The sequence below is a fragment of the Enterobacter soli genome, assembly GCF_964208575.1.
Lineage (GTDB): Bacteria > Pseudomonadota > Gammaproteobacteria > Enterobacterales > Enterobacteriaceae > Enterobacter > Enterobacter soli_A.
On the sequence record NZ_CAXOFU010000020.1, the window covers coordinates 85964 to 98591 of the forward strand.

The following is a 12628-nucleotide window of genomic DNA, read 5'->3' on the forward strand; positions in this document are numbered from 1 at the left end:
ACTTACTGCCTTTTTTTAATGACCTCGATGGTGCTGGCGACAACACCTTCCAGTGACTGATCGATATCAACCACTAATACGTCTTTCTCGTCTTCACCCGGCTCCTGGAGCGCTTCGAACTGCGTCACCAGCATCTGGGTTTTGAAGAAGTGACCTTTACGCGCTTTCAGACGGCTTTCAATCACGTCGAAATCGCCTTTCAGGTAGATGAAAGAGAGGTTCGGGTTGCCGTCGCGCAGCAGGTCGCGGTAGGTTTTTTTCAGCGCGGAACAGACAATCAAAGAGACTTTATTGGTGCGCTGCATTGCGAACGCGGCGTCATTCAGCGCCTGCAGCCACGGCTTGCGGTCGTCGTCGTTCAGCGGCTCGCCGGAGGCCATTTTCATGATGTTGCTGCGCGGATGGAGGAAGTCGCCATCAAGAAACGCGGCCTGAAGCTGATGCGCCACTTCGCTGGCGACGGCTGACTTACCGCTACCGGAAACGCCCATCAGAACGTAAACGTGGTGATCGTGATTAGTCGTGCTCAAAGGGTGTCCCTCAGTCAATTGTTACGGGTAACAGTTATCGGTAACATTGTCCTGCCGGGGCAAAAGAGAAGCAATATCCAAACGTGCGAGAAATGAATAAGTGTGACCTACTTCAAATTTGTCAGACTTAAATAGATCCGCCCGGTGACAAGGTGAAACCTAAATCTAACATTTTAGGGGTAACCGCCTCGCCACGAATGCGCGCCAGCAGGCGTTCTGCGCCAATCCGCCCCATGCGTTCACGCGGGGTCAGGACGCTCGCCAGACGCGGTTCCATCACCTGGCCGATGTCGTGGCCGTGGAAACCGGCAATCGCCATATCATCAGGAATTTTTAACCCCAGACGCTGGCACTCAAACGCCGCCCCGACCGCAAGGTCGTCATTGGTACAGAAAATACCGTCCAGTTGCGGATACTCGCGTCGCGCCTGGCGCATCAGCTCAATGCCGGAGGTATAGGAAGAGGACTGCTCCACCATCACGCTGTACGGCGTTAAGTTTGCGTCGAGCATCGCCTGCTCGTATCCCTTCTGTTTGATGATAGTACGTTCATCAAGACGCGCCCCCAGATACGCCACGTGACGATGGCCGCGCGCAATGATGGCCGCCGTCATCTGGCGCGCCGCTTCGAAGTTATCAAAGCCTACGGCGATATCGAGACACGGAGACTGGCTGTCCATCAGCTCCACCACCGGAATGCCCGCCACTTCAATCATTTTCAGCGTGCGCGGGGTGTGGGTACGCTCGGTTAGGATCAGGCCGTCGATGTTCCAGGAAAGCATCGATTCAAGACGTTCTTCTTCCAGTTCCGGTTTGTAGCCGTAGTGCGCCAGCATGGTCTGGTAGCCAAACGCGTCGGTAACGCTTTCGATACCGCGCAAAACTTCGGCGAAGACCTGGTTGGTCAGAGAAGGTAACAGGACGCCCACCGCACGGCTGGTCGCATTGGAGAGAATATCGGGTGCGCGGTTGGGGATATAACCCAGTTCATCGAGAGCAGCGGCAATCTTGCCTCGTAACGCCACGGAAACCTGCTCCGGGTTACGTAAAAAGCGGCTGACCGTCATCTTGGTCACGCCAACGCGATCGGCTACATCCTGAAGTACGGGGCGTTTCTTTTTCATCGTCCTGAGAAATCTTGAAGGGAAAGATTTGCTCAGTTTATCACGGACAAAGCCCAACCTTCCCCTTTCAGAGGGAAGGTTGGGCATTTATTTATGATTTATTAAACCGGCGGCAGGTCGAACAGCAGGATTTCACTTTCGCTGTCGGCGTGGACGGAGAGCGCCTGCTCATCCCAGATTGCCAGACCGTCGGCGGTGGTAGCTTTGGTGCCGTTAATGGTCACGTCGCCCTTCACAACCTGGATCCACACGCGGCGGTTCGCGGCAATCTGATGCACAGACTGTTCGTTTTTCGCCAGCGCCCAGCGGTAAAGCTCCATATCCTGATGCACTTTCAGGGAACCGTCACGCGCATCCGGGGACAGCACCAGCTGTTTGCCCTGCAGCGCGTCGAAGCGGCGCTGCTCGTAGCGCGGCGTGATGCCGGTTTCTTCTGGAATGATCCAGATTTGATACAGGTGCAGCTTTTCCGTTTTGCTCGGGTTGTACTCGGAGTGACGGATCCCGGTGCCCGCACTCATAATCTGGAATTCACCCGCCGGAACCTGCTCTTCGTTACCCATGCTGTCTTTGTGCGCCACGGCGCCTTCGAGCACATAGGTCAGGATTTCCATGTCTTTGTGCGGGTGAGTACCGAAGCCCTGGCCTGCATCGATCACGTCGTCGTTAATGACGCGAAGCGCGGAGAAGCCCATGAAGTTCGGGTCGTAGTAATCGGCAAACGAGAATGAATGCCATGAGTCCAGCCAGCCATGATTCGCGTGACCACGTTCGTTTGCTTTGCGTAAGTAGATCATTGTTTTCACCCTCAGTTCGTTTTGATGGAGTAAGTGTGGACCCAATCCGCCTGGGATCATAGAGGGTGAAAATTGACTCCTCTGTTCAAAAATTATGAACAAGCGCAGAGGAGCCGATTTTGCTTATCTGGCGAGGGTTACCGTGGCAGGTGAAGCCTGTTCGAAGGCGCGTTCGAGGAGTTCGAGGTTGGTGGTAACGTCAGATTCCTTGACGTAATTCGGCGCGCCGGTCGTGAGGGTGTCATACAGCGCATCATACACGCGACCGTAGTCCCCCGGCTCGGCGGCAAGTTCCTCTTTTACCGTCACGCCGTCGCTGTTCACATACTCCAGCACGCCAACGGAATCATCCGCCGCGAAGCCCGGCTCGCCCGGCATGATGTTGGCCTTCAGGCTGGTTTCCTGCTGGTCGATTCCGTATTTGATAAACGAGCCCTGGGTGCCGTGGACGATAAATTTCGGGTACTCGATTTTGACCAGGTGGCTGGTTTTGACGATCGCTTTCAGGTCGCCGTAGAACAGCTGCGCCTCAAAGGTGTCGTCCGGGTTCGCTTTATTGCGCAGGCTGCGGATGTCGTAGGCAACGCGCTCCGGGCGACCAAACAGGGAGATAATCTGGTCCATGGTGTGAACGCCCAGGCCGTAGAATGAGCCGTCCTGCGGCAGGCCGGGCTTGGTTTCCGCCACCGGGCGGTAGTAGTCGAAGTGGCTCTCGATTTCCACGATTTTCCCGAGCTTGCCGCTCTCAATCGCCTTTTTCGCCGTCAGGAAGCAGCTGTCAAAGCGACGGTTCTGATACGGCGTGACGGTCAGCCCTTTGCTTTTCGCCAGCGCGAACAGCGTCTTTGCTTCGGCAAGCGTGGGGGTGAACGGTTTTTCCACCAGCACGTTTTTACCGGCTTCGAGGGCGCGCTTCGCGTAGTCAAAATGGCTGTCGGCGTGGGTACAGACGATAACCAGCTTCACCTGCGGGTCGTTAAGCACTTCATCGAGATCGCTGGTGAAGTGAATGTGGGAATACTGCGGGGCTTGCTCTTCCGGCTTCGGGCTGCGGCGGTAAACGTGCGCCACGTGCCAGCTGTCTTTGCGGTGAAGGATATAGGGAAGATGATAGCGGGTCGTGCTCTTGCCAAATCCAATAAATGCGCAATGTAACGTCATAGCTCACTCCTTGTTAAGGTCACTCCCTCCACCATAGCGCAACCTCGCGCCAATATTAAGAAAAGTACTTTAACAAATCTGAAAAGCACGGCATTAGCCTTGACCGTGCTGCGAAAAAACAGGATAAGGTGGCGCTCAACGTCATGTTCCGCGAAGGGAGTCGCGACCATTTTCTATGGAAAGAAAACATCTCGCCTTTAGCAGTGCGCTTCTCTTCTGGCTGATCGCCCTGGTCGTCTGGTGCTTCGATGCCCGGCAACTGGCGTGGTTTTTCGCGGCCTTGTCTTTACTGACGTTTATTCTCCCCCCTTTATTCAGGCAGGTTATTGTTATGTTTAAGAAAAGCAAAGTTGTTGAAGTCCAGACGCCAGACGTGACTCCGTTAGCCCCCGCTGCCGAGAAAGAGCCTGCCGTCGAAAAGCACGGGACCACGGTGATCGCCAGCGACGTGCGCTTTGAGGGCAATATTGTATCTGGCGGTCACGTCTACGTTCACGGCGAGCTTATCGGCAATATCGACGCGAAAGAGAGCCTGATCAAAATCATGCGCGGCGGCCGGGTGGAGGGAAACATCACCAGCCGGGAGCTGATCGTCGACGGCAGCGTTATCGGTCAGTGCAGCAGCGACACCATTGAAATTTGCGAGCACGGCCAGATGTCCGGCACGATCGCCTACCGCACGCTGGCGGTGAAGAAAGGCGGCGTGTTCACCGGCAACGCCGACATGCTGCCTGCGGTGGTTGAGAAGAACAACGTGGTTGGCCTGGTGAAAGAGAGTGAGCCCGCAGCCACAGTTACCCCAAAAACCACCGACGCCAAAAAAGCCAAATAGCTGAAAAAAGAGCAAAAAAAAGCCAGCTATACGCTGGCTAAAGTAATACTGGAAGCAATGTGAGCAATGTCGTGCTTTCAGGGTCTCGTTGAGGTGTTCCTGAATGCAGTGCAATAATAATCATTCTCATTCGCACCTGTCCACTACTTTTTGCAAAAATTAGCGGTTGACGCAAATTTCAAAGTCGACGATGTTGGAAGCGACCGTTAACTAACTGAGGATTAAGGAATGAGTGAGATAGTGATACGCCACGCTGAACCGAAAGATGCCGAAGCCTTGCGCCAGAACTATATGCATCCGGGAGTGTATTGCGACACGCTACAGCTACCTCATCCTTCCCTCGAAATGTGGCAGGAACGCCTCGCCCCGAAACCGGGACAAAAACGCCTGGTTGCCTGCATCGATGAGAAAATTGTCGGCGACCTGGCGCTGCAGGTGGAACCCAACCCGCGCCGCAGCCACGTGGCAACCTTTGGCATCAGCGTGGCGGCTGACGCGCAGGGAAAAGGCGTAGGCAGCGCCCTGATGCGCGAGATGATCAACCTGTGCGACAACTGGATGCGCGTTGAGCGTATCGAATTGACGGTGTACGCCGATAATCCTCCCGCGCTGGCGCTGTACCGCAAGTTTGGGTTTGAAATTGAAGGGACGGGCAAGAAGTTTGCCCTGCGCAACGGCGAGCTGGTTGATGCGTATTATATGGCGCGCGTGAAGTAGTTTGTTGCCCTCACCCTAACCCTCTCCCACAGGGAGAGGGAATGAAAAACGTAGGCCGGGTAAGGCGAAGCCGCCACCCGGCAACAATACATCAATATCCAGCGGTTAAATCATCCACCGAACGCGGATCCGATGCGCCAAACAGTGCGCCGTCCGGCCCGACCATGATGCTCTGGGTGCTGCCCATCGCCTCTTTCACCGCCACCTTCTGCCCGCGCTGCTCCAGCAGCTTAATCGTATCCGGGCTAAAGCCCTTCTCGACGCGCAGCTCGTCCGGCAGCCACTGGTGGTGGAAACGCGGCGCGTTGGTGGCTTCCGCCACGTTCATGCCAAAGTCGATGCTGTTCACCACCATTTGCAGCACGGTGGTGATAATCCGGCTGCCGCCAGGGCTACCGGTCACCAGCCAGGTTTTACCGTCTTTCACCACAATGGTCGGGGACATGGACGACAGCGGGCGTTTCTTCGGCCCCACCGCGTTGGCATCGCCGCCCACCAGCCCGTAGACGTTCGGCACGCCCGGTTTCGCGGAGAAGTCGTCCATCTCGTTGTTCAGCAGAATGCCGCTGTTGCCCGCCACAATCCCGGTGCCGAAGGTGGTGTTGAGCGTATAGGTCACCGCCACCGCGTTGCCGTCTTTGTCCACCACTGAGAAGTGCGTGGTCTGGTTGCTCTCATACGGCGCCAGCTTGCCGGGACGGATTTCGCTCGACGGCTTAGCCTTGTTGATGTCGATCTCGTCTGCAATGGCTTTGGCATAGGCTTTGTTGGTCAGCGCCTGCCACGGCACCTTCACGAAGTCCGGGTCGCCGAGATACTCCGAGCGGTCGGCGTAGGCGCGCTTTTCCGCTTCCGCCATCACCTGCATCGCGTCCGCGCTGCCGAAGCCGAACTTGTGCATATCGAAGTTTTCAAGAATGTTGAGGATCTGCACGATGTGGATCCCGCCGGAAGACGGAGGCGGCATGGAGAACACCTGATACCCGCGATAGTCGCCGCTGATGGGCTCGCGCTCCACTGCTTTGTACTCCGCCAGATCCGCTTTGGTGATAAGCCCGCCGTTCTTTTTCATCTCGTCGGCAATCTGGTCGGCAATCGCCCCTTTGTAGAAAGCATCCGGCCCGTTTTCGGCAATCAGCTCCAGGCTTTTAGCGAGGTTCTTCTGCACCAGCCTGTCGCCCTTCTTCAGCGGCTCGCCGTCTTTCCAGAAGATGGCCTTGCTGTTTTCGTGATTCGGAATCACTTCGCTGCCGTAGGTTTTGAGATCGTCCGCCAGCGCATCGTTCACCACAAAGCCGTCGCGCGCCAGCTTAATGGCAGGCTGCACCACTTTGTTCAGCGGCAGGGTGCCGTATTTTTCCAGCGCCAGGGAGAAGCCCGCCACGGTGCCCGGCGTGCCGGAGGCGAGATGTGAGGTCAGGGATTTTTTGCTGTCCGGGTTGCCCCCATCGTCGAGGAACATATCCCGCGACGCCTGATTTGGCGCCATTTCGCGGAAGTCGATGGCGGTGGTTTTGCCCTCTTTGGTGCGCAGCATCATAAAGCCGCCGCCGCCCAGGTTACCCGCCTGCGGATGGGTCACCGCCAGCGCGTAGCCGACCGCCACCGCCGCATCCACCGCGTTACCGCCCTGCCTGAGAATATCGACGCCCACCCGCGTTGCCAGAGCGTCCACGGAGGCCACCATGCCATGCGTCGCCCGCACGGGATGGAAAACATCTTCCTCCACGCCGTAGGAGACTGGCGGTGCCGCGGGCGGGTTAGCCGCCGCGTAAAACGTGCCGCCTGCCATTAAGGCGGCAATCGCTACCCAGCGCAAAAACGTTGGTTTCATCATTATTGTTCTCCAGGTGAAGGGGTCCATATTCCCCGCTTAAGCCTGGTTCACAACTCCTAAAAAATCATCGTTATGCTGGATTCAGGGTAAACTTAAGAGAAGCCTCAAAGGAGGAAATAACCATGAAACGCTTACTGCTTCTGACCGCGCTGCTTCCCTTCGCCGCGCTCGCACAGCCCATTAATACGCTGAACAACCCTAACCAGCAGGGTTACGTCATCCCCAGCCAGCAGCGAATGCAAAACGAGATGATGAGCCAGCAACAGCAGCAGAAAGGGATGCTCAACCAGCAGTTGAAAACCCAGACTCAAATCCAGCAGCAGAGCCTGCAAAACCAGATGAACAGCAATACCCAGCGCATCCAGCAGGGTCAGGTGCGCGAGCAGCCGCTGCAGAACAAAAACGGCGGGATGTTAGGTGGGATGTCGTCGTCGGGTAGCGGCCAGCAGCACATGCTGCCGCCGCAGTCGAACGGCAGTATGCTTAATAATCCGCAGAACTAAAGTTCGGGCCAATCAGGTCAATGGCATCGGTACAGATGCTGTCCACGCCCCAGCGCAGCAGTTCGGCCGCGCGCTGGGGTTTGTTGACGGTATAGACCAGAATATGCAGCCCGACCTCTTTCAGCATTCTCACCCGCGCTTCATCCAGCAGCTTATGGTTCAGGTGGATAGACACGCAGCCTAAGCGCGCGGTCAGCGCGCGCCAGTCGTCCCGCCACGCGTCCAGCAGCAGCCCTCGCGGAAGCTCCGGCGCGGCCTCCTGTGCCGCTTCCAGCGCGTCAATTTCAAACGACGACAGCAGCGGCGCGGTCATCCCTTCCCACAGCTCGCGCGCGGCAAGCGCAATCACTTTGCCGGTAAGCGGCCCGGTGCCGGTAGTGGGTTTGATTTCAATGTTCGCCATCATGCCGTGCTGACGGCAGCGGTCAGCCACCTCCGCCAGCAGCGGCAGCGGCTCGCCTTTGAACTCGCCGCTGTACCAGCTTCCGGCGTCCACCTTCAGCAGATCGCGCCACGGCAACGCCCCCGCCACGCCCCAGCCGTTACTGGTGCGCTCGAGGTTGTCGTCGTGCAGCAGGAAAATTTCGCCATCTTTCGACAGCTTGGCGTCAAACTCGATCATCGTATGACCGAAACGCGCGCCCACATCGATAGCCGCCAGGGTGTTCTCCGGCGCCAGCTTGCCGCCGCCGCGGTGGGCGACAATGTGGGGATAAGGCCAGTTGCTCATAGTCGTTGTCCTGTTTCACCGTCAAAGTAGTGCAGGTGATTTTCCGGCAGATGCAGCCACAGCGTGCTGCCTGCTTTTGGCCGTTCCTGATGCGCGAGGCGCACCACCAGCTTCTGCTCGCCCCAGCGTCCGTGCGCCAGGTTGTCTGCGCCGAGCATCTCCAGCGTGTCCATCACCAGCGGCACGCCGCCTTCCGCCTGGGTAGCGAGCGCAATATGCTCCGGGCGGATGCCGAGCGTTATTTTACGCCCGGCGTAGCCGCGATAGTACCAGCCAATCGGCAATGCCATCCCGCTTTCCATCTCAAAATGCGTGCCCGCGCTGCTGATACGCCCTTCCAGCAGGTTCATCGCCGGGCTGCCGATAAAGCTCGCCACAAAGCGGGTGGCCGGCTTTTCGTACACTTCGACCGGAGTGCCAATCTGCTCGGCAATCCCTTTGTTCATCACCATAACGCGCTGGGCGAGGGTCATGGCCTCCACCTGATCGTGGGTGACGTAGAGGGAGGTGGTTTTCAGGCGGCGATGGAGCTGCTGCAGCTCAAGACGCATCTGCACGCGCAGCTTGGCGTCGAGGTTGGAGAGCGGTTCGTCGAACAGGAACACCGCCGGGTCGCGCACGATGGCGCGGCCCATCGCCACGCGCTGACGCTGGCCGCCGGAGAGCTCGCGCGGACGGCGCTTCAGCAGGCCATCAAGTTCAAGAATGCGCGCCGCCTCTTTGACGCGCTCCTCGATATGCCCTTTGCCCATCCCGCGGATTTTCAGCCCCCAGGCCATGTTCTCTTCCACGCTCATGTGCGGGTAAAGGGCGTAGTTCTGGAACACCATCGCGATGCCCCTGTCTTTCGGCTCCATCTCGGTGACGCGCTGGCGATCGATCCAGATATCCCCGGAGGTTACGCGCTCCAGCCCCGCCACCATGCGCAGCAGCGTCGATTTGCCGCAGCCGGACGGGCCGACCATCACGATGAACTCTCCGTCCGCCACGTCGAGCGTCAGCGGCTGAATGACCTGGGTTTTGCCGTCCCAGCTTTTGGTTACTGCCTGAAGTTTTAAACCTGCCATCTTATTTCTCGCTATCGACCAGGCCGCGGACAAACGCGCGCTGCATGGCTAAAACAATGACTACGGGTGGGATAAGGGTGAGCAGCATCGCCGCCATCACCTGGTTCCAGAGGGTGGTGCCTTCGCCGGTGGCGATCATGCCCTTGATGCCCGCCACGGCGGTGCCGAGGTTGACGTCCTGGATAATCAGCAGCGGCCACAGGTACTGGTTCCAGCCGTAGATAAAGGTGATCACAAACAGCGCCGCGAGGTTGGTTTTCGACAGCGGCAGCACGATGTCGCGGAAGAAGCGCATCGGCGACGCGCCGTCGATGCGCGCGGCTTCAATCAGCTCGTCCGGCAGGGTCATAAAGAACTGGCGAAACAGGAAGGTGGCGGTCGCCGAGGCCATCAGCGGCAGGGTTAAGCCCGCGTAGCTGTCGAGCATCTTCAGATTGGCGATCACTTCCACCGTCGGGAAGATACGCACCTCCACCGGCAGCATCAGGGTGATGAAAATCATCCAGAAGAACAGGTTACGCAGCGGAAAGCGGAACCAGACGATGGCGAAGGCCGAGAGCATCGACACCGTGATTTTGCCCACGGTGATGCCGAACGCCATGATGAAGCTGTTGAGCATCATCAGCCAGAACGGCGCGCTGTTGGCGCCCACGCCCTGGGTCCAGATGGTCTTCATGTTCTCGAACAGATGCGTGCCGGGAACAAGCGTCATCGGCGTATCAAACACCGCTTTGGTATCCAGCGTGGCGGCAACAAAGGCCACGTACAGCGGGAACAGGATGACGACGATCCCCAGAATCAGCATGGTATGGCTGAAAATCGTCAGCCCGCGACGGTTCTCAATCATTGGTAGCGCACCTTACTTTCGACATAGCGGAACTGCACCACCGTGAGGATGATGACCAGGAACATCAGCACCACCGACTGGGCGGCGGAGGCCGACAGATCGAGCCCGGCAAACCCTTCGCGGTAGATTTTATAGATAAGCGTAGTGGTGGCCTGCACCGGGCCGCCCGCGGTGGCGGCGTCGATCACCGGGAAGGTGTCGAAGAACGCGTACACCAGGTTGACCACCAGCAGGAAGAAGCTCACCGGGGCGATCAGCGGCAGCGCCAGCTTAAAGAAGCGGCGGATCGGCCCTGCGCCGTCAATCGCGGCGGCTTCCACCAGCGAACGCGGGATGGACTGCAGCGCGGCGAAGAAGAACAGGAAGTTGTAGCTGATCTGCTTCCACACCGAGGCGAATACCACCAGGAACATCGCCTGACCGCTGTTCTGGGCGTGGTTCCAGTCGTAGCCGAATTCGGCCAGAAAATGGGTGATCAGTCCGCGTCCTGGGTTAAACAGGAAGATCCACAGCACCGCGGCCACGGCGGGCGCCACGGCGTAGGGCAGCAGCATCAGCGTCTGATAGATACGGCTGCCGCGCACCACGTAATCCACCAGCGCAGCGAAGAACAGCGAGGCGACGAGGCCGCTGACGGTGACCAGGGCGCTGAATTTGATCGTCGTCCAGAAGGCGTCGATGTAGTAGCTGTCGTGCCAGAGGGCGGCGAAGTTAGCCAGGCCAACGAACTGGCTGGACAGCCCAAAGGGATCGACGCTTTGCACCGAGTACCACAGCGCTTCGCCCGCGGGCCAGATGAAGAAGATAACGGTGATGACCAGCTGCGGCGCGACCAGCAAATAGGGCAGCCAGCGGGAGCGGAACACCGGACGGGATGATGACATTAAGATTTGGTTCCTGAACAATGCCGGATGGCGGTTTCGGTTTTCTCCCTCTCCCCGTGGGAGAGGGTTGGGGTGAGGGCATCAGGCCGCATTAATCCGTAGGCCCGGTAAGCGGAGCGCCACCGGGCATTTTTTTTACGACTTCGTCGACTGCTCAAAGCGGCGCAGCAGCTGATTACCACGCTCTACCGCCGAATCCAGCGCCTGCTGCGGCGTCTTCTTACCAGTCCACACGCTTTCCAGCTCTTCATCCACGATGGTGCGGATCTGCGGCATGTTGCCCAGGCGCAGGCCTTTGGTGAACGGCAACGGCGGCTTGTTCAGCATCTGACGCGTGGCGATATCCGCGCCCGGGTTCTTGTCATAGAAGCCCTGCTCGCGGGTCAGGTCATACGCGGCTTTGGTGATCGGCAGGTAGCCGGTCTTCTGGTGCCACTCGGCGGCGTTTTCCGGCTTCGCCAGGAAGTCGAGAAACTCGGCTACGCCCTTGTAGGTGCCGCTGTCTTTGCCCTGCATCACCCACAGGCTCGCCCCGCCGATGATGGCGTTCTGCGGCGCGCCCTTCACGTCGGCGTCGTAAGGCATCATGCCCACGCCGTAGTTGAATTTGGCGTAGTGGCGGATGTCCGCCAGCGAGCCGGACGAGGCGGTGGTAATGGCGCAGTCGCCGTTGTAGAACTTCTCGGTGGATTCGTCTTTACGCCCGAAGTAGCTGAAATCCCCCTTCTTGTTCAGCTCCTGCAGCAGCGCGATGTGCTTCACCTGCTCGGGCTTGTTGAATTCCAGAACCGCGTCGGTGCCGTCGAAGCCGTTGTTTTTAGTGGCCACCGGCAGGCCGTGCCAGGCGCTGAAGTTCTCAATCTGGATCCAGCCCTGCCAGCCGCTCGCATAGCCGCACTTCATCCCCGCCGCTTTCAGCCTGGCGGTGTACTCCGCCAGATCCTGCCAGGTTTTTGGCGGCTGCTCGGGATCTAACCCGGCTTTTTTGAAGGCGTCTTTGTTGTAGTACAGCACCGGGGTGGAGCTGTTAAACGGCTGGGACAGCAGATGCCCGGTTTTGGAATCGGTGTAGTAACCGGCGACGGTCGGGACGAACTGCGACTCGTCGAATTTGATGCCCGCATCGTTAAATACTTCGTACACTGGCTTGATGGCTTTGGAGGCCATCATGGTGGCGGTGCCCACTTCATAAACCTGTAACAGGGCTGGCGCGTTGCCGGTACGGAACGCGGCGATGCCCGCGCTCAGGCTCTGCTCGTAGTTGCCTTTGTACACCGGCACAATTTTGTAATCCGGGTGGGTGTCGTTGAAACGCTGCGCCAGGGAGTCAACCTCTTTACCCAACTCCCCTTCCATTGAATGCCAGAACGGAATGGTGGTGACAGCCATTGCGTTCGTCGCAAAAGCCAGACCCAGTGCCAGACCCAAAGCTGTGTGTCGTAACGATGTCATTGTCATCTCTCTTATTGTGCCGGATGCGCGATATCACGCGTTTTATGCTCGCGAGGTAACATGACATGCTCGAATGACAGAAAAATAACCGTTTATTTACAGAGATGTGACAGCCAGGCGTCAGGGGGATGATGGTTGTGTGAAGGGG

Annotated in this window: 13 protein-coding genes; 3 read left to right on the forward strand and 10 right to left on the reverse strand. The window is 58.1% G+C overall.

The window, feature by feature from the left end; all coding sequences use genetic code 11:
- Positions 1–2: 2 nt before the first annotated feature.
- The 4 genes from gntK to AB6V08_RS18490 all read right to left on the reverse strand — a co-directional run bounded on the left by gntK (position 3) and on the right by AB6V08_RS18490 (position 3611).
- Positions 3–530, reverse strand: a complete 528-nt coding sequence (gene gntK, locus AB6V08_RS18475) for a gluconokinase (protein WP_368544264.1) — start codon at positions 528–530, stop codon at positions 3–5.
- Between the two features lie 127 nt (positions 531–657).
- Positions 658–1653 (reverse strand): gluconate operon transcriptional repressor GntR, encoded by a 996-nt coding sequence (gene gntR / locus AB6V08_RS18480; RefSeq protein WP_165466562.1) that lies wholly within the window; start codon positions 1651–1653, stop codon positions 658–660.
- A 101-nt stretch (positions 1654–1754) separates the two neighbouring features.
- The gene (locus AB6V08_RS18485) at positions 1755–2450 is read right to left on the reverse strand and encodes a pirin family protein (RefSeq protein ID WP_368544266.1); all 696 of its coding nucleotides are present in this window, start codon (positions 2448–2450) and stop codon (positions 1755–1757) included.
- Between the two features lie 123 nt (positions 2451–2573).
- On the reverse strand, positions 2574–3611 hold the full coding sequence (locus tag AB6V08_RS18490; protein ID WP_368544267.1) for an oxidoreductase: 1038 nt from the start codon (positions 3609–3611) through the stop codon (positions 2574–2576).
- A 175-nt stretch (positions 3612–3786) separates the two neighbouring features.
- On the opposite strand from AB6V08_RS18490, the gene AB6V08_RS18495 reads away from it, so the two are divergent.
- Entirely contained in the window at positions 3787–4443 is a 657-nt protein-coding gene (locus AB6V08_RS18495) for a polymer-forming cytoskeletal protein (protein WP_368544268.1), read from the forward strand.
- A 228-nt stretch (positions 4444–4671) separates the two neighbouring features.
- Positions 4672–5160 carry an N-acetyltransferase gene (gene yhhY / locus AB6V08_RS18500; protein WP_368544269.1) on the forward strand — a complete coding sequence of 163 codons (489 nt, stop codon included), beginning with the start codon at positions 4672–4674 and terminating at the stop codon, positions 5158–5160.
- Positions 5161–5251: 91 nt separating this feature from the next.
- On the opposite strand, the gene ggt is transcribed toward yhhY, so the two are convergent.
- Entirely contained in the window at positions 5252–6997 is a 1746-nt protein-coding gene (gene ggt, locus AB6V08_RS18505; protein ID WP_368544270.1) for a gamma-glutamyltransferase, read from the reverse strand.
- 122 nt (positions 6998–7119) lie between these two features.
- On the opposite strand from ggt, the gene AB6V08_RS18510 reads away from it, so the two are divergent.
- Positions 7120–7500 carry a DUF2756 family protein gene (locus tag AB6V08_RS18510; RefSeq protein ID WP_368544271.1) on the forward strand — a complete coding sequence of 127 codons (381 nt, stop codon included), beginning with the start codon at positions 7120–7122 and terminating at the stop codon, positions 7498–7500.
- Here AB6V08_RS18510 and ugpQ read toward each other — a convergent pair.
- The 5 genes from ugpQ to ugpB form a co-directional block, all read right to left on the reverse strand.
- Complete coding sequence (ugpQ, locus tag AB6V08_RS18515; protein ID WP_368544273.1) at positions 7481–8230, reverse strand: glycerophosphodiester phosphodiesterase; 750 nt, start codon at positions 8228–8230, stop codon at positions 7481–7483. The genes AB6V08_RS18510 and ugpQ overlap by 20 nt on opposite strands.
- Positions 8227–9297, reverse strand: a complete 1071-nt coding sequence (locus AB6V08_RS18520; RefSeq protein ID WP_368544274.1) for a sn-glycerol-3-phosphate import ATP-binding protein UgpC — start codon at positions 9295–9297, stop codon at positions 8227–8229. The genes ugpQ and AB6V08_RS18520 overlap by 4 nt, the downstream gene beginning before the upstream one ends.
- 1 nt (position 9298) lies before the next feature.
- Positions 9299–10144, reverse strand: a complete 846-nt coding sequence (ugpE, locus tag AB6V08_RS18525; protein WP_368544275.1) for a sn-glycerol-3-phosphate ABC transporter permease UgpE — start codon at positions 10142–10144, stop codon at positions 9299–9301.
- Complete coding sequence (gene ugpA, locus AB6V08_RS18530) at positions 10141–11028, reverse strand: sn-glycerol-3-phosphate ABC transporter permease UgpA (RefSeq protein ID WP_368544276.1); 888 nt, start codon at positions 11026–11028, stop codon at positions 10141–10143. The genes ugpE and ugpA overlap by 4 nt, the downstream gene beginning before the upstream one ends.
- Positions 11029–11163: 135 nt before the next feature.
- Positions 11164–12480, reverse strand: a complete 1317-nt coding sequence (ugpB, locus tag AB6V08_RS18535) for a sn-glycerol-3-phosphate ABC transporter substrate-binding protein UgpB (RefSeq protein WP_368544277.1) — start codon at positions 12478–12480, stop codon at positions 11164–11166.
- Positions 12481–12628: the final 148 nt, after the last annotated feature.

Bases quoted from the DNA above. Each gene is read 5' to 3' on its own strand.
- ugpA (WP_368544276.1), bottom strand. From the start codon at position 11,028: ATGTCATCATCCCGTCCGGTGTTCCGCTCCCGCTGGCTGCCCTATTTG.
- gntR (WP_165466562.1), bottom strand. From the start codon at position 1,653: ATGAAAAAGAAACGCCCCGTACTTCAGGATGTAGCCGATCGCGTTGGC.
- AB6V08_RS18520 (WP_368544274.1), bottom strand. From the start codon at position 9,297: ATGGCAGGTTTAAAACTTCAGGCAGTAACCAAAAGCTGGGACGGCAAA.
- ugpB (WP_368544277.1), bottom strand. From the start codon at position 12,480: ATGACATCGTTACGACACACAGCTTTGGGTCTGGCACTGGGTCTGGCT.
- ggt (WP_368544270.1), bottom strand. From the start codon at position 6,997: ATGATGAAACCAACGTTTTTGCGCTGGGTAGCGATTGCCGCCTTAATG.
- ugpQ (WP_368544273.1), bottom strand. From the start codon at position 8,230: ATGAGCAACTGGCCTTATCCCCACATTGTCGCCCACCGCGGCGGCGGC.
- AB6V08_RS18490 (WP_368544267.1), bottom strand. From the start codon at position 3,611: ATGACGTTACATTGCGCATTTATTGGATTTGGCAAGAGCACGACCCGC.
- ugpE (WP_368544275.1), bottom strand. From the start codon at position 10,144: ATGATTGAGAACCGTCGCGGGCTGACGATTTTCAGCCATACCATGCTG.
- AB6V08_RS18495 (WP_368544268.1), top strand. From the start codon at position 3,787: ATGGAAAGAAAACATCTCGCCTTTAGCAGTGCGCTTCTCTTCTGGCTG.
- yhhY (WP_368544269.1), top strand. From the start codon at position 4,672: ATGAGTGAGATAGTGATACGCCACGCTGAACCGAAAGATGCCGAAGCC.
- AB6V08_RS18485 (WP_368544266.1), bottom strand. From the start codon at position 2,450: ATGATCTACTTACGCAAAGCAAACGAACGTGGTCACGCGAATCATGGC.
- AB6V08_RS18510 (WP_368544271.1), top strand. From the start codon at position 7,120: ATGAAACGCTTACTGCTTCTGACCGCGCTGCTTCCCTTCGCCGCGCTC.